This is a genomic window from Cupriavidus gilardii, from assembly GCF_013314895.1.
GTDB classification, from domain to species: Bacteria; Pseudomonadota; Gammaproteobacteria; order Burkholderiales; family Burkholderiaceae; genus Cupriavidus; species Cupriavidus gilardii_C.
This window is the reverse complement of sequence record NZ_JABTYE010000024.1, coordinates 17,389-32,262: the sequence shown is the minus strand read 5'-3', so window position 1 is coordinate 32,262 and position 14,874 is coordinate 17,389. Positions and strand designations below refer to the sequence as shown.

Annotated in this window: 14 protein-coding genes; 3 read left to right on the top strand and 11 right to left on the bottom strand. The window is 69.4% G+C overall.

Features of this window, described 5'->3' with window-relative positions; translation table 11 throughout:
- Positions 1-8: 8 nt before the first annotated feature.
- Positions 9-509, bottom strand: coding sequence for a helix-turn-helix transcriptional regulator (locus HTY53_RS20375; RefSeq protein ID WP_174108379.1), 501 nt, complete (start codon positions 507-509; stop codon positions 9-11).
- A gap of 111 nt (positions 510-620) precedes the next feature.
- A complete protein-coding gene (locus HTY53_RS20370) occupies positions 621-1,562 on the bottom strand; it encodes a 2-hydroxyacid dehydrogenase (RefSeq protein WP_174108378.1) in 942 nt (313 codons plus the stop codon).
- A 154-nt stretch (positions 1,563-1,716) separates the two neighbouring features.
- Here HTY53_RS20370 and HTY53_RS20365 point away from each other — a divergent pair, with 154 nt between their 5' ends.
- The gene (locus tag HTY53_RS20365) at positions 1,717-2,229 is read left to right on the top strand and encodes a nucleoside 2-deoxyribosyltransferase (protein WP_174108377.1); all 513 of its coding nucleotides are present in this window, start codon (positions 1,717-1,719) and stop codon (positions 2,227-2,229) included.
- Positions 2,230-2,271: 42 nt separating this feature from the next.
- Here the strand turns inward: HTY53_RS20365 and HTY53_RS20360 are convergent, their stop codons facing one another.
- The 5 genes from HTY53_RS20360 to HTY53_RS20340 all read right to left on the bottom strand — a co-directional run bounded on the left by HTY53_RS20360 (position 2,272) and on the right by HTY53_RS20340 (position 6,876).
- Entirely contained in the window at positions 2,272-2,979 is a 708-nt protein-coding gene (locus HTY53_RS20360) for a PqiC family protein (RefSeq protein WP_438820977.1), read from the bottom strand.
- Positions 2,976-4,625 carry an intermembrane transport protein PqiB gene (locus HTY53_RS20355; protein WP_174108376.1) on the bottom strand — a complete coding sequence of 550 codons (1,650 nt, stop codon included), beginning with the start codon at positions 4,623-4,625 and terminating at the stop codon, positions 2,976-2,978. Before HTY53_RS20355 ends, HTY53_RS20360 begins: the two co-directional genes overlap by 4 nt.
- 66 nt (positions 4,626-4,691) lie before the next feature.
- On the bottom strand, positions 4,692-5,471 hold the full coding sequence (locus HTY53_RS20350) for a paraquat-inducible protein A (protein WP_174108375.1): 780 nt from the start codon (positions 5,469-5,471) through the stop codon (positions 4,692-4,694).
- Positions 5,468-6,157: a paraquat-inducible protein A gene (locus HTY53_RS20345; RefSeq protein ID WP_371558467.1), complete on the bottom strand. Its 690-nt coding sequence runs from the start codon at positions 6,155-6,157 to the stop codon at positions 5,468-5,470. Before HTY53_RS20345 ends, HTY53_RS20350 begins: the two co-directional genes overlap by 4 nt.
- A gap of 296 nt (positions 6,158-6,453) precedes the next feature.
- Positions 6,454-6,876, bottom strand: coding sequence for an Lrp/AsnC family transcriptional regulator (locus tag HTY53_RS20340; protein WP_174108374.1), 423 nt, complete (start codon positions 6,874-6,876; stop codon positions 6,454-6,456).
- 184 nt (positions 6,877-7,060) lie between these two features.
- Between HTY53_RS20340 and HTY53_RS20335 the strand changes: the two genes are divergently transcribed.
- Both HTY53_RS20335 and HTY53_RS20330 read left to right on the top strand, forming a co-directional pair.
- Positions 7,061-8,005 (top strand): dimethylarginine dimethylaminohydrolase family protein, encoded by a 945-nt coding sequence (locus HTY53_RS20335; RefSeq protein WP_174108373.1) that lies wholly within the window; start codon positions 7,061-7,063, stop codon positions 8,003-8,005.
- A 43-nt stretch (positions 8,006-8,048) separates the two neighbouring features.
- A complete protein-coding gene (locus tag HTY53_RS20330; RefSeq protein WP_174108372.1) occupies positions 8,049-9,125 on the top strand; it encodes an ornithine cyclodeaminase in 1,077 nt (358 codons plus the stop codon).
- Here the strand turns inward: HTY53_RS20330 and HTY53_RS20325 are convergent.
- The 4 genes from HTY53_RS20325 to HTY53_RS20310 all read right to left on the bottom strand — a co-directional run bounded on the left by HTY53_RS20325 (position 9,122) and on the right by HTY53_RS20310 (position 14,446).
- Positions 9,122-9,493 (bottom strand): hypothetical protein, encoded by a 372-nt coding sequence (locus tag HTY53_RS20325; RefSeq protein WP_174108371.1) that lies wholly within the window; start codon positions 9,491-9,493, stop codon positions 9,122-9,124. The two genes, HTY53_RS20330 and HTY53_RS20325, sit on opposite strands and share 4 nt — an antisense overlap.
- A 161-nt stretch (positions 9,494-9,654) precedes the next feature.
- Complete coding sequence (locus HTY53_RS20320) at positions 9,655-10,983, bottom strand: sigma-54-dependent transcriptional regulator (protein ID WP_174108370.1); 1,329 nt, start codon at positions 10,981-10,983, stop codon at positions 9,655-9,657.
- Positions 10,964-12,931, bottom strand: coding sequence for a sensor histidine kinase (locus tag HTY53_RS20315; protein ID WP_254600045.1), 1,968 nt, complete (start codon positions 12,929-12,931; stop codon positions 10,964-10,966). Before HTY53_RS20315 ends, HTY53_RS20320 begins: the two co-directional genes overlap by 20 nt.
- A gap of 204 nt (positions 12,932-13,135) precedes the next feature.
- Complete coding sequence (locus HTY53_RS20310; RefSeq protein ID WP_174108369.1) at positions 13,136-14,446, bottom strand: dicarboxylate/amino acid:cation symporter; 1,311 nt, start codon at positions 14,444-14,446, stop codon at positions 13,136-13,138.
- Positions 14,447-14,874 lie beyond the last annotated feature (428 nt).

The following is a 14,874-nucleotide window of genomic DNA, read 5'->3' as shown; positions in this document are numbered from 1 at the left end:
CGTGCCGGTCAGGGCAACTCTGGCACCAGCAGGTCTTCGAGGAAGTAGGCCGCCAGTTCGTGCCGGCCGCGCAGGCCCGCCTTGGCGTAGATGTTGGTCGCGTGCTGGCGTACGGTCTTGGGCTTGCTGTCGCGCACGCCCGCGATCTCTTCCAGCGACAGCCCCTTGATCAGCAGATAGGCGACCTCGCGCTCGCTGGCGGTCAGGTTCCAGCGATCGAACTGGCTGCTGATCGCATGCCGCATCTGCAGCCCGGCCTGGTGCGCGGCCGCGTCGCGCTGCGCCAGCGTCCGCTCGGCCTCGCCCAGCGACGCGCGCAGCTGGCGAATCTCCTGGTCTGTGCGCAGCCGCTCGCGCGCCAGCACGAAGACGCCGGCCAGCGTGATCAGGGTGCCGATGCCGTCGATGACCACGTGCTGCAGCCCTTCGGCCTCGTTGTAGTCGAACACCAGATCGAAACAGGCGTACAGCGCGATAAAGACGAACAGGTAAAGAAAATGCCGTGGCATGGCTGGCACGAGGGCGAAGCGTGGAATGGAAAATCGAAGACCGCGGCCGACGCTCCAGTGGAACGCCGTGCCGCGGTATCGGAGCAGGGCGGGGCAAGCCCGCCCGGGGCATTACAGGATCGGCGTCAGGACCTTGCCGGTCTCGAGGAAGGCGCGCAGGTTGTCGAGCATCAGCGCCTGCATCGCGCCGCGCGTCTCCACCGTGCCGCTGGCCATATGCGGGGCCAGCACGACGTTGTCCAGCCCGATCAGCGCCGGCGGCACGCGCGGTTCGTCGCGGAACACGTCCAGCCCCGCGGCGCCGAGGCGGCCATCGCGCAGCGCCTGGACCATCGCGTCCTCGTCGATCACGCTGCCGCGCGCGACATTGACCAGCACGCCCTTCGGCCCGAGCGCCTCGATGACCTGGCGCGACACCAGCCCTTCGGTCTCCGGGCCGCCGACGCAGGTCACCACCAGGAAGTCGGCCCAGGCGGCCAGCGCCAGCAGGTCCGGCTCGTGGCGCCACGGCGCGCCCTCGCGCGGACGCCGGTTGTTGTAGGCGATCTCCATGTCGAAGCCTTGCGCGCGGCGCGCGACCTTTTCGCCGATGCGGCCCAGGCCGAGGATGCCCAGGCGCTTGCCGGACACGCGGCTGGTCAGCGGGAACGGGCCCTGGTGCCAGCGGCCGTCGCGCACGAAGCGGTCGCCGTGCGAGATGCCGCGGGCGGCATCGATCATCAGGCCGAAGGCGAGGTCGGCCACGCAATCGTTGAGCACGTCGGGCGTATTGCTGACCTGGATGCCGCGGGCGCGCGCCGCATCCAGCGCGATGCTGTCGTAGCCGACGCCGAAGCTGACGATTGCGGCCAGTTGCGGCAGCGCGTCGATCACCGCGGCGCTGCAGCCGTGCCGGGCCGAAGTCACGACCACGCGTGCCTGCGCGCCATGCTCGCGCAGCCAGGCGGGCCAATCGTCCTGCTCCCACAGCGCGGCCGCGCCGTGTTGTTGCTGCAGCGTGGCGTTCAGGTGCGGCGCGAGCGGGCCGATCTGGATCAGGTCGATGGCGGGCATGATGTCAGCTTCTTGTTAAGGGCAAGGCGGGAAAAAGACAGCAGAGTGTATCCTGCCGGACGGCTCTTGTCCGTGCCGGTGGCCTCGCCGGCGGGCCCTCAGCCGCCCCGCATGGCGCCCCTGCCGTTCACCGACATCCCGGAATTCGAACCCCATGCCCACTGTCTACCTTGCCGGCCCCGATGTCTTCCGTCCCGATGCGATGGCCCATGGCCAGGCCCTGAAGAACCTGTGCGCGCAGCATGGCTTCACCGGCCTGTTTCCGCTGGACCATCAGCTCCCGGCCGGTCTGGCAGGGGAGGCAGCCGCGCGCTGGATCTATCAGGCCAATGTCGCGCTGATCCGCCGCGCCGATCTGGTGATGGCCAATCTGGACGACTTTCGCGGGCCCGGAGAGCCGGATTCCGGCACGGCGTTCGAGGTGGGCTTTGCGGTCGCGCTGGGCAAGCCCGTCTGGGCCTATACCGGCGATCCGGGCACCATCGTCGAGCGCGCCACGGCAGGTCATGACGCCGAGGGCAGGCCGCTCGACGCGCGCGGCTTTCATGTCGAGGACTTCGGCCTGGGCAAGAACCTGATGCTGGCCTGCTCGGTGCAACTGGTGCACGGCGGGCCGCAGGAGTGCCTCGCGGCGATGGCGGCGGCGCGCGCCGGCGCCACAGGCTGAAGGTACGAGCGGATCGGCGCGCCCAGGCGCCGGCGGCCGGGCCTAAGGCTTGCGACTGACGGTAGTCGGCTCCTGGCGCAGCGATGCCACGGCTGCCGCGATCTGCCCGGCGGTGTCGTCCACCACCTGCCGCATTGCCGCCACTACGCCGCCGATGTCATGGCCGCCGCTCGCGACCGGCAACTCGGCCTGCGTGCGTCCTGCCAGCGTGCGGCCATCCGGCAGCCGCCGCACGGTCCAGTTGACCGTCGCACCGACCCGCGCGCCGGGCTGCGCATCGAGCCGCACCACGTCGGTGGTGATCCGGTACAGCGGCTGCACGTCGCTCAATCCCTGTTGATAGACGTCCACCGCGCCGAGCACGATCTGCAGGCGCTGCGACAGCGCATCGCGCCATTCGTCGGGCAGCGGCGCTGACCACCGTGCCATGTCCAGCGGCGTCACGCTGCCGTCGGCGCCGGCGACGACGATCTGCTGGCGGTTCAGCCTTTCCGGCACGCGCGCCGGTGCGACCTCGATCCACAGCGGCTGCGTGGCCGACGGCGAACCGGCGGCCGAGGCCGTGCCGGTTCTTGCGACGACGGTCGCGGGAAGTGCGGCACCGGCGGCGCCGGCCTCTCCACCCGGGGCCAGCGAGTAATAGCGCGGCTCCGACGACGAAGCGCAGGCGCCCAGCAGCAGGGTGCCGGCGCAGGCCGTGGCGAACATCGCGGCGCGCAGCCGGCGGGTCAGGATATGCGGGCCCTTCATCGTTGTGTCTCCGTCTTGCCGCGCAGCAGCGCTTCGGGATGGCGTTCGAGATAGTCGGTCAGCGTGCGCAGCGAGACCGCGGTGCGCGTCAGTTCCTGCAGCATCCGGCGCGTGTCCTGCTGCAGCGGCGCGTCGGAAGCGAGCGTGCCGTTGGCCGACTGGATGGTGCGGCGGGCGTCCTGCAGGGCCGCCAGCACCTCGGGCGCGACGTCGCCCTGCAGCTGCGCGACCAGCTTGTCGGCGCTGGCCAGTGTGGTATTCAGCTGGGCCACCGTCTTGCGCAGATCCTGGCCGATCTGGTCGAACGGCACCTTTTCGATCTTGCCGACGATGCTGCCCAGCTTGGCCTGCAGTTCGTCGAGCGCGCCAGGCATGGTCGGCAGCTCGGCGATCGCGGTGTCGGCCGGCGCCTTGACCGGCTTGGCGCCGGGGAAGAAGTCGAGCGCCACGTACAGCTGGCCGGTCAGCAGATTGCCGGTACGCAGTTGCGCGCGCAGGCCGCGCTGGATCATGCTCAGCATCAGCTGGCGGGCGCGTTCGCGGTCGGCCAGGTCGCGTTCGCGGAAGCCCATCCGCGACGGATAGAGCTCGACCACGACCGGCAGGCGGAACGACTTGGTCTCGCGCACGTAGTCGATGCCGATCGAACGCACCTGGCCGACCACCACGCCGCGGAAGTCCACCGGCGCGCCGGGCGCCAGACCCCGCACCGATTGCTCGAAGTTCAGCACCGCCAGCGTCGGCGCCAGCTCGTCCGGCTCCTTCATTGCGTCGGCCTGGTCGCCGGCCAGCAGGAACTGGGTGTTCTCCTTGGCGGCCTCGGTCACGTGCGAGTTGGGCGGTGCCTGGAACGCGACCCCGCCCAGCAGCATCGTCACCAGCGACTGCGTATTGAGCTTGAAGCCGCCCGCATCGAGCTTCAGATCGACGCCGCTGGCATGCCAGAAGCGCGTGTCGGCGGTGACCAGCTCGTCGTAGGGCTTGTTGATGAAGACCCGCAGCGTGATGTCGCGCCCGGCCGGTTCCAGCTGATAGGCCACCACCTGGCCGACCTGAACGCGCCGGTAGTAGACCGGCGAGCCGATGTCGAGCGAGCCCAGATCGGCCGCCCGCAGCACGAACTGCTTGCCTGACGAGTCGGTGGTCACCACCGGCGGCGTTTCCAGGCCGACGAATTCGCGCTGCGTTTCCTCGGACCTGCCAGCGTCCACGCCGACATAGGAGCCTGACAGCAGCGTCTCCAGCCCAGACACGCCGCTGACGGCCAGGCGCGGTCGCACCACCCAGAAGCGCGTGTCCTTGACCGCGAAGTTTTCCGCGTCCTTGCTCAGGTCGATGGTCGCCACCACATGCGAGCGGTCCGGCGCCAGCCGCACCTGTTTGACCAGGCCGATATCGACGTCCTTGTAGCGCACCGGCGTCTTGCCCGGGGCCAGGCCCTCGGCCGTGCGGAAGGTCACCTGGATCTCGGGGCCGCGCTGCGACAGCGTATGGAACAGCAGCGACAGCCCGACCACGGCGGCGACGATGGGAATCAGCCAGACCACCGACGGCAGCCAGCGCGCGCGGCGCCGGCGCGCCGGCTCCCGGGGCTGCGGCGGGTGCGGGGGCGGAGGGGCGGAAGAGAGGTTGTCCGGATCAGGCATCGATAAAGGTCCAGCGTGCGTCTTGTCGGTATTCGGTAGGGGTATTCGGTATCGGTATTCGCGGGCTCAGTGGTTCGCCTGAGCCGCTGCAGGGGCCTCACCGCCAGGCGCCTTCAGGGGCGCGTGGTCGTGCGCATCCCACAGCAGCCGCGGGTCGAACGACAGCGAGGCCAGCATCGTCAGCACCACCACCATGCCGAACGCCGCCGCGCCGGTGCCCGGGTCCACCTGCGCCAGCGCCCCGGCGCGCACCAGCGAGGCCAGCAGCGCCACCACGAAGATATCGAGCATCGACCAGCGGCCGATCAGCTCGACCAGTCCGTACAGCCTGGTCTGCTGCCGCAGCCGCCAGGTCGAGCGCAGATGCACCGACAGCAGCAGAAAGGTCAGGATCATCATTTTCAGCAGCGGCACCACAATGCTGGCGATCAGCACCACGATGGCAAGCATGCGCGAGCCCGACACCCACAGATAGATGATCCCGGACAGGATCGTGTCCTCCTGCGTGCCGAGGATCGAGCGGGTGATCATGATCGGCAGCACGTTGGCCGGAATGTACAGAATGTAGGCCGCCAGCAGGAAGGCCCAGGTGCGCGTCAGGCTGGCCGGCTTGCGATGGTGCAGCGTCGCGCCGCAGCGGCGGCACGGCTGGCCTTCCTGGTCCAGCGGACTGAGCGCGTCGCAGGCGTGGCAGGACAGCAGCCCCATCGATGTGGCGGTGGGCACCTCGGGCAGCGGCGTGCGCTCGTCGTCGTCGGCGAGCTCCTGCACCACGCCGGCGACTACCTCGCGCGAGCGGCGCAGCGCGCGCTGGCGCGCGGAGGGTTTGGGATCGCCGGCGTTCATCGCTGCGCCTCCCCCTGGCGCCGCTCGGCGTGGCGCCACAGGTCGCGCGGGTCGTAGGTCAGCATCGTCGCCAGCACGATCACCAGCGCGCCGAACGACCACAGCGCGATGCCGGGCAGCACCTGCGCCATCGTCGACAGCTTCACCAGCGTGACCAGCACGCCCATCATGAACACCTCGAGCATGCCCCACGGGCGGGTCTGGCGGATACCGCGCATGATCCGTTCGAAGCCCGGGGGGACGCTGCCGCGCGCCAGCGGCACCAGCAGATAGGCCATCATCAGCATCTCGGCCAGCGGGAACACGATGGTGGTGGCGAACACCAGCAGCGCCACCAGCGTCATGTTGTCGGCATGCAGCGCCTGGACGGCGCCCCACAGCGTGGTGCGTGTGCGCACGCCCTGCAGGTCCATCTCGACGATGGGGTAGGCGTTGGACACGATGAACAGGATCAGCGCGGTCAGCACCAGCGGCAGCAGCCGCCGATAGGCGCGCCGGCTCTCGTGGTACAGCTCGCCGCCGCAGCGCAGGCACTGCGCCCGCTCGCCGGCGGCGAGCACCAGGCGGCGGTAGACCGCGTCGCAATATTCGCAGGCTACCAGCCGGTCCAGCTCGGCGGGGTCGGTAACGGCAGGCGCCGGCGGGACCCGCTCCATCGACTTCTCAACCGGATTGCCGGACGTCATTCGGACAGATCTCCAACTACCCCGCCTTGCGGGCGGGAAACACGTCAATATATCGGAATTTGGTGGTGGGGCTTTTGGGTCACAGTTCAAAAGATCGTATGCGGCGCTGGTTTGCCGACCGCCGCTGCCCTCTCCCCGACCCCCTCCCGCAAGCGGGAGAGGGAGAACACCGTGCAGCATTGCCAACGTCGGTTCGGCTTGCTCCCCGCTGCGGATTGCGCCCCTCTCCCGCTTGCGGGAGAGGGGTTGAGGGAGAGGGCAATCACCGATCGCCATCCCGACACCTTCCCAAGGCCTCACAGCTTGTACGTCGACAGCAGGATGCTGGTCTCCGTCGCCGCAATCCCCTCGATCAGCCGGATCCGGTCCAGCGTCCGGTCGAACGCCTCCAGCGTGTCGGCCCGCAGTTCCGCGATGATGTCCCAGCGCCCGTTGGTGGTATGCAGCGTCTGCACGTTCGGCTCGCCGCGCAGCGCCTGCAGGACCTTGCCGATGCGGTTGCCTTCGACCGAAATCATCGTCAGCGCACGGATGCGGTGCGGCTCCGCCTCGGGTTTGAGCCGTACGGTATAGCCGACGATCACGCCGGCCTCCTGCAGCTTGTCGATCCGGTTCTGCACGGTCGCGCGCGAGAGCCGCAGCGCCTTGGCCAGCGCGGTGGTCGGCGTGCGCGCATTGTCGCGCAGCAGCGCCAGCAGTTGGCGGTCGATATCGTCCATGGCGGCTCGCAGGGCAGGGACAGGGATTGCGTCAGATGGCAGGCGGCTTTGCAAAACGCCAGCCCATGCCGGCATTCTGTCATGGCGACCGCGCTTTTTGCGCAGTTTGTGCGCTATCCGATAGCACCGGTGTGCACCACAATCCATTCCGACAGCAACCCTGACTCTCGGAAGGAGCGCCGGCGTGATTACCGAACCCACCCTCCTGCTTGTCGAGCCGACCCACTACGACGTGTCGTACAGCATCAATCCGTGGATGGACCCGCTGCGCTGGGCCGCCGATCCGCACGGCATGCATCGCGGCGCGCTGCGCTCGTTCACCGAGCTGCGCGAAGCCCTGGAAGGGGCCGGCTTCGCGGTCGAGATCGCCGCCGGCGAACCGGGCCTGCCGGACATGGTGTTTCCCGCCAATGCCGCGGTGGTGCTCGACGGCCGCGCGCTGCTCGCGCGCTTTCGCTATCCGCAGCGGCAGGGCGAGGAGGCTTCGTTCGCCCGCGTTTTCGCCGGGTTGCGCGAGCGCGGCCTGATCGACGAGGTGGCGACGCTCGCTGATGGCTGCTACCAGGAAGGCGCGGGCGACTGCATCTGGGACGCGGTGCGCGGACACTTCTGGGCCGGGTTCGGGCCGCGTTCCGCGCGCTGCGCGGCCGATGCGGTCGGCGCGTATTTCGGGCGCGAGGTGGTCGCACTGGAGCTGGCCACGGCGCAGAGCTATCACCTCGACGTCTGCTTCTGCCCGCTGGCCGGCGGCGAGATCCTGTACTACCCGCCGGCCTTCACCGAGGCGTCGCTGCGCGAGTTGCACGCGCGCCTGCCGGCCAGTCAGCGCATCGAGGCCAGCGCCGACGACCTGCGGCATTTCAGCGTCAATGCGGTCAATCTGCACGATCGCATCGTGATGGCGCGCACCACGCCGCGCCTGCGCGACGCGCTCGGCAAGCGCGGCTATCGCGTGCACGAGGTCGATCTCGCGCCGTTCATGCTGTCGGGCGGCGGCGCCTATTGCATGACGCTGCGCCTCGATCGCAGCAGCGGCGCGCGGCAAGGCGCCGGCGAAGTGGCCGGCGAAGTGGCTAGCGAAGTGCCCAGCGAAGCGGCGCGCGGCCCCGCCACGGTCGCCGCAGCCTGACGGCGCAAACGATGCCCAACGACAAAACGACAAGGAGACCACGATGAAGGAGACCGCGATGACTCGCTTCCTCGATGCGACCGCGGTGGCGGCCCTGGTGCGCAGCATCGGCGTGTCGACCGCGCTGCGGCAACTGGCCGAGCATGTGCGGCAGGATTTCCTGCGCTGGCATCGATTCGAGAAATGCGCGCGGCTGGCCAGCCATTCGCCGGTGGGCGTGATCGAGCTGATGCCCGTCACCGACGGCGAGCAGTACGCGTTCAAATACGTCAACGGTCATCCTCGCAATGCCGCGCACGCGATGCCGACCGTGATGGCGTTCGGCGCGCTGGCCGAGGTATCGACCGGCTTTCCGCTGTTGCTGGCGGACATGACGCTGGCCACCGCCTTGCGCACCGCGGCGACCTCGGCGGTGGCCGCCAGGGCGATGGCGCCGCGCGGTACCACCACGATGGCGCTGATCGGCAACGGCGCGCAGGCCGAATTCCAGGTGCTGGCCTTTCATGCGATGCTCGGCGTCCGCGCGATTCGCGCCTACGACTTGGACCCGGCCGCGACCGCCAGGCTGCAGCGCAACCTGGCCGGCCTGACCGATACCGGCGAGCTGTGCATCCTGCCGATGGCGTCGATCGACGAGGCGCTGGCCGGCGCGCACATCGTGTCGACGGTGACCGCCGACAAGACCCGCGCCACCATCCTGCGCGACGGGCAGATCGCGCCCGGCGTGCATATCAACGCGGTCGGCGGCGACTGCCCCGGCAAGACCGAGCTCGACCCGGCGCTGCTGCGGCGCGCCCGCGTGGCGGTCGAGTACGAGCCGCAGTCGCGGCAGGAAGGCGAGGTCCAGCAGATGCCGGCGGACTTCCCCGTCATCGAGCTGTGGCGGATTTTGAATGGCGAGGTAGCGGGCCGTACTGCGGTCGAGGACATCACGCTGTTCGACTCGGTCGGCTTTGCGCTGGAAGACTACTCGACGCTGCGCTGGCTCTACGCCGCGGCCTGCGCGCGCCATGCGGGCCGCCATGTCGAGCTGGTGGCGACGCCCGACGAACCGCGCGATCTGTATGGCTGGCTGATGCGGCAGGACGAGGTGGAAGGCGGTCGAAGGGTGGCGGCCTAAACCCAGACCGCCGGATGGCGCATCAATCGTTGCACTCGCACAAAGGCCTCGACTTCCTCGTCGGTCGGGGCCTTGAGGAACACCATGATGCCCCAGCGCTGCAGGGTCTCGGCCATGCCGCGCGCCGCCTCGTCGGGCGCCACGACGGCGAACAGCACGTGGCGCGCGGTGCAGAACGCCTGCAGCTTCTCCAGTGGCTCGAGATCGCTTTCGCGCAGGCGCTCGACCTGGCACAGCACCAGGGTCGGGTGCGAATCGCCGGCGCCCATATAGGTGATCAGCGTCGCCTTGCCGCGCGTCAGCACGGTCCTTTCGAACGGCGCCCGGTGACTCGCCATGCCGGCGCAGGATCTGGGATCGGGCTTCATCGCGGGGCTTCCTGGCAGGGAACGGGCCGGGCCAGCCGCCGTGCGGCCGCTCCGGGCATCGCACCGCGAATCGTGGCCGCGGCGCTTTGCGCTGAGTATCCCGTTGCGCTGGGCACCGCTCTGTTCGCTAGCCGACAGAGCGTGCGGACCGCACATGGCCGCTATAGCCCGTACTTCCTGACCTTGTCGAACAGCGTCGTCTTGGCGACGCCGAGCGCTTCGCTGGCCCGGCTCAGATTGCCGTCATGCCGCCGCAGCGCATCGGCAATCAGCGCGCGCTCGAACTGCTCCACCGCCTGCGCCAGCGGCAACAGCGCCGGTTCTTCGGTGCCCTGTTCCGGATTGCAGCCCAGCCCCAGCACATGCCGTTCGGCGAGGTTGCGCAGCTCGCGCACGTTGCCGGGCCACGGATAGGCGACCAGCCGCGCCAGTTCGGCCGGGGATGCCGGCCGCGCATCGCGCTCGAAGCGCAGCGCTGCCTGCGCGACGAAGTGGTCGAACAGCAGCGGCACGTCCTCGCGCCGCTCGCGCAGCGGCGGCAGTTCGAGCGTGATCACGTTGAGCCGGTAGTAGAGGTCGGCGCGGAACTGGCCGGCGTCGGACAGCGCCTTCAGGTCGGCCTTGGTCGCCGCCACCACGCGCGCGTCGACCGGCACCGGGGTGTTGGAGCCGAGCCGTTCGACCACGCGCTCCTGCAGCACGCGCAGCAGCTTGATCTGCATCGACATCGGCATGCTCTCGATCTCGTCGAGGAACAGCGTGCCGCCCTCGGCGTGTTCGATCTTGCCGATGCGGCGCTTGGCCGCGCCGGTGAAGGAGCCGGCCTCGTGCCCGAAGATCTCGCTCTCGAACAGCTGCTCGGGCAGTCCGCCGCAGTTGATCGGCACGAAGTTGCGCGCGTGCCGCGTGCTGGCGTCGTGCAGGCAGCGCGCCACCAGTTCCTTGCCGGTCCCGGTCTCGCCGTGGATCAGCACGTTGGCGCTGGTGTCGGCGAGATCCGCGATCAGACGGCGCAGCCGTTCCATCGCCGGCGACACGCCGATCAGCCGGGCCTCGAGCCGTTCGCGGCCGGCCAGCCGGTCGCGCAGCTCTTCGACTTCGAGCGCGAGCCGGCGCTGTTCCAGCGCGCGGCGCGCGACCTCGACCAGCCGCTCGGGGGCGAACGGTTTCTCCAGGAAGTCGTAGGCGCCTTGCTTCATCGCCTGCACCGCCAGGCCGACGTCGCCATGGCCGGTGATCATCACCACGGGCAGCGCGGCATCGCGGGCCTTGAGTTCGGCAAGCAGCGCCATGCCGTCGATGCCGGGCAGCCGGATGTCGCTGACCACGATGCCGGGGAAGTGCGGCGTCAGCGCCTGCAGCCCGGCTTCGGCCGTGCCGACCGCCCGCGTGGCGATGCCTTCGAGGCGCAGCGCCTGCTCGCAGCCGAGCCGGACGTCGGGGTCGTCCTCGACGATCAGCACCGACAGATCATTGAGTTTGGGCGCCATCCTGCGTCTCCTTGCCGGCCATCGGCAGCACCATCGTGAAGCAGGCGCCGCCGTCGGGGTGATTGCTGGCGACCAGCGTGCCGCCGTATTCGTCGAGGATGCCGGCCGACAGCGTCAGGCCCAGGCCGAGACCTTGTCCCGCCGGCTTGGTGGTGAAGAACGGCTCGAACAGCCGCGCGAACGCTTCCTCGGACAGGCCGGGGCCGTTGTCGCGGATGGTGCAGCGGACCATGCCTTCGGCGACCGCCGCGCGCAGTTCGAGGCGAGGCGGCGCGCTGCGCGTGCCGGGGTCCGAGGCCATCGCGTCGAGCGCATTGCCGATCAGATTGACCAGGACCTGTTCGAGCCGGTTGGGATCGCAGGCGACCGTCAGCGTGCGGTCGACATCGCGCACGATCTCGGGCCGCACGGCTTGCACGCGCGTCTCCAGCAGGAACAGCGCGTTGTCGATCGCATCGGCCAGCAGCGCGCTGCCCTTGCCGTTGCGGCCGGGCTTGCGGGCGAAGGACTTCAGCGCACCGGTGATGCGCCCCATCTTTTCGACCAGGCCGATGATGGTGCCGAGGTTGGCCTGGGCCGTGGCCAGGTCGCCGCGCGCGAGGAATTTCTGCGTATTGCCCGACAGCGTGCGCAGCGCCGCCAGCGGCTGGTTCAGCTCGTGCGCGATGCCGGTCGACATCTGTCCGACCGCGGCGAGCTTGCCTGCCTGCAGCAAGCCGTCCTGGGCCTGACGCAGTTCGCGCTCGGTGCGGATCCGTTCGGCAATTTCGGACTGCAGCAGGTGGTTGGCGCTGGTCAGGTCGGCCGTGCGTTCGGCGACCTTGCGCTCGAGTTCGCTGTTGGCGGCCTCCAGCGCGGCGCGCGCCGCGAGCCGCTCGCTGACGATGCGGCGGCGCACGTTCCAGGCGGCGCCCAGCAGCAGCACGAAGGCGGTCAGCACGCCGCACAGCGCGGCGGTGTTCAGCGCCGCCATGCGCGCTTGCGACGTATCGGTCAGCAGCGTCAACTGCCAGTCGGTGCCTGGCAGCATGGCGTTCTGCTCGAGCATCGACGGACCGCGGCGCATGCGCACCAGCGCGTCGCCGTTGTTCATCGCCCGCACGCGCGTGAATTCGAGCGGGACCAGCGGCGCGCGGTTGTACTGCAGGCTGCGGTTCAGCCGCTCGCGCTGCGCCGCGCTCAGCGGCCGGCGGGCGCGCAGCTTCCACGAGGGCTCCGAGGCGAGGATCACCACGCCGTTCTCGTCGGACAGCAGCATCTGCATGTCGGCGCTCTGCCAGCGCTGCTCCAGCGGTTCGAGCCCGACCTTGACCACCGCGACGCCGCTGGGGCGCTGGCCGTTGCCATTGCCCAGCGGGGCCGACAGGTAGTAGCCCGATTCGTCGCGCGTGGTGCCCACGCCGTAGAAGCGGCCGAGCTGGCCGTCGATTGCCGCCTGGAAATAGGGCCGGAAGCTCAGGTCTTCGCCCTGATAGCTGTCGGGGCGCTGCCAGTTGCTGGTGGCGCGTACGCGTCCCTGGCGGTCGAGCACGAACACGGCGAGCGTGCCGGCGCGCGCATTGACGGCGGCCAGATGCGCGTTGGCCGCGGCGACGCGGGCGGGATCGTCGGGGCGCGCCAGCAGCGCGCTGATTTCGTCGTCCAGCGACAGCAGGCTTGGCACGAAGTCGTAGCGGGCCAGTTCGCTCGACAGCGCCTGGCCGTAAAGCCGCAGCTGCACCTGGCCGCGCTCGGCCTGGCGCGCCAGCGCGGCGTCGAAGGTATAGCGGTAGCCCAGCCAGCCGGCCAGGCCCACCAGCCCGGCCAGCGCCAGCAGCGCGAGCAGCTGCGCGGCGGCGGCCAGGCCGCGCTGTCGGCGGGGCGGACGATGGTGCGGGGAGCGGGCCGGGCGGGAAGGTGGGGAAGACACGGCGGAGGACTGACGGTTCGGCATTGCGGTTATCTGCATGCGCTCTCTTTTATCACACCCGGTGAGCCAGCTCGGGTGCTCGGCATCGGTTCCGCTCTCCCACTTGTGGGAGAGGAAAGAAAACCCAGGACTGACGTCCGGGTGGAACAGGGTGAGACCCCCGAATGCCATCGCCAAAGAAAAGGGCCCGGCCGCCGGATTGGCGGTCGGGCCCCTGGCACGCCCCTTGAAGCAGGCAGGAGGCTACTTGCTCGCCAGGACCTGGACGGGTGCCAGGTCGGCAGCGCCGTCTTCAGCGGTGTCGTCCGCTTCTTCCGGCACCGGCGCGCCGATCGCGCCTTCGCTTTTGGCGACGACGGTCGTGGCAATGGCGTTACCGAGCACGTTGGTGACGGTACGGCCCATATCGAGAACATGGTCGATGCCCAGCACCAGCAGGATGCCGGCCTCCGGCAGGCCGAACATCGGCAGCACGGCGGCGACCACCACCAGCGAGGCGCGCGGCACGCCGGCGATGCCCTTGCTGGTGACCAGCAGCACCAGCAGCATCGTGATCTGCTGGGTCAGCGTCAGCTCGATGCCATAGACCTGCGCGACGAACAGCGCCGCGAAGGAGGTGTACATGATCGAGCCGTCGAGGTTGAACGAGTAGCCGAGCGGCAGCACGAAGTTGGTGATGCGCTCCTTGACGCCGAAGCGGGTCAGCTGGTCGATCACCTTCGGGTAGGCGGACTCGCTGCTGGCGGTGGCGAAGCCGATCATCAGCGGCGCGCGCAGCGTCTTGAGCAGGCGAAACACGTCGCGGCCGAGGAACAGATAGCCGCCGAAGATCAGCGCCGCCCACAGCAGCGCCAGCGACAGGTACAGGCTGCCGAGCAGCTTGGCGTAGACCGTCAGCACGCCCAGGCCTTCGGCGGTGATCACCGCGGCGATGGCGCCGAACACGCCGATCGGGGCGAACGCCATCACGTAATTGGTGACCTTCAGCATCACCTTGGCCAGGCCCTCGATCGCGGCCAGCAGCGGCTTGCCCGGACCGTCCTTGACGGCGCCCAGCGCGAAGCCGAAGAACAGCGAGAACACCACGATCTGCAGGATCTCGTTGTGCGCCATCGCCTCGGCGATGCTCTTCGGGAACATGTGGGTGACGAAGTCGCGCAGGTTCAGCGCGCCGGTCTTCAGATTCGAGGCGGCATCGGCCGGCGGCAGCGGCAGGTTCATGCCATGGCCGGGCGTCAGCAGATTGGCCATCACCAGGCCGAGCAGCAGCGAGGTGACTGACGCGATCACGAACCAGCCCATCGCCTTCAGGCCGATCCGGCCCACCGCCTTGCCGTCGCCCATGCTGGCGATGCCGCTGACCAGCGTGGCGAACACCAGCGGGCCGATGATCATCTTGATCATCCGCAGGAACACGTCGGTCAGGATCGACAGATGGCCGGCGATCGATTTGGCCGCGGCGGCATCCGGGGCGAGGTGGTGCGCGGCGGTGCCGGCCAGCAGGCCCAGCAGCATGGCGAACAGAATCAGGGTGGGCAGTCGGTTCAGTTTCATCGTGATTCAAACCTGAGGCGTCCGGCGCGGGCCGGACAGCTTGGTAAACGCAAGGACACGCAAGGACACGCAAGGACAAGGCTGGCAAGACGCGCAAGGCGGCGCACCGCCCCGCGCGGGCCGACGGACGCCGAAGGGCCCGTGCGGCGACGCGGGCCGGCTTCAGTGCAGGCGGGAACGCTGTCGGGAGCGCTGCAGGGGGCAAATGCGCGGCGCGGGGGCAGCCATGTCGTTTCCTCCATCGTTGTGGCGCGGCCGGGGGGCGGCGACGCTATAGATGGGGCCTAGTTCGCACGAGGCGTGCCAGCTTGTGCAGAGCCAAAGCGGCCTGCAAGCCCTTGAAGCGAAAGGAAAAAATCCGACGTGTCGGCGGCGGCGTTCGGATTTCCGAGTGGGCGTGGTGTCGGCGTGTTCGGATTCCCGAACGC

What these genes read in the sequence shown, in the direction of transcription:
- HTY53_RS20310 (WP_174108369.1), bottom strand. Translation starts at nt 14,446, where the DNA reads ATGAAACTGAACCGACTGCCCACCCTGATTCTGTTCGCCATGCTGCTG.
- HTY53_RS20320 (WP_174108370.1), bottom strand. Translation starts at nt 10,983, where the DNA reads ATGGCGCCCAAACTCAATGATCTGTCGGTGCTGATCGTCGAGGACGAC.
- HTY53_RS20375 (WP_174108379.1), bottom strand. Translation starts at nt 509, where the DNA reads ATGCCACGGCATTTTCTTTACCTGTTCGTCTTTATCGCGCTGTACGCC.
- HTY53_RS20315 (WP_254600045.1), bottom strand. Translation starts at nt 12,931, where the DNA reads ATGCAGATAACCGCAATGCCGAACCGTCAGTCCTCCGCCGTGTCTTCC.
- HTY53_RS20345 (WP_371558467.1), bottom strand. Translation starts at nt 6,157, where the DNA reads ATGACGTCCGGCAATCCGGTTGAGAAGTCGATGGAGCGGGTCCCGCCG.
- HTY53_RS20325 (WP_174108371.1), bottom strand. Translation starts at nt 9,493, where the DNA reads ATGAAGCCCGATCCCAGATCCTGCGCCGGCATGGCGAGTCACCGGGCG.
- HTY53_RS20355 (WP_174108376.1), bottom strand. Translation starts at nt 4,625, where the DNA reads ATGCCTGATCCGGACAACCTCTCTTCCGCCCCTCCGCCCCCGCACCCG.
- HTY53_RS20365 (WP_174108377.1), top strand. Translation starts at nt 1,717, where the DNA reads ATGCCCACTGTCTACCTTGCCGGCCCCGATGTCTTCCGTCCCGATGCG.
- HTY53_RS20370 (WP_174108378.1), bottom strand. Translation starts at nt 1,562, where the DNA reads ATGCCCGCCATCGACCTGATCCAGATCGGCCCGCTCGCGCCGCACCTG.
- HTY53_RS20360 (WP_438820977.1), bottom strand. Translation starts at nt 2,979, where the DNA reads ATGAAGGGCCCGCATATCCTGACCCGCCGGCTGCGCGCCGCGATGTTC.
- HTY53_RS20350 (WP_174108375.1), bottom strand. Translation starts at nt 5,471, where the DNA reads ATGAACGCCGGCGATCCCAAACCCTCCGCGCGCCAGCGCGCGCTGCGC.
- HTY53_RS20330 (WP_174108372.1), top strand. Translation starts at nt 8,049, where the DNA reads ATGAAGGAGACCGCGATGACTCGCTTCCTCGATGCGACCGCGGTGGCG.
- HTY53_RS20340 (WP_174108374.1), bottom strand. Translation starts at nt 6,876, where the DNA reads ATGGACGATATCGACCGCCAACTGCTGGCGCTGCTGCGCGACAATGCG.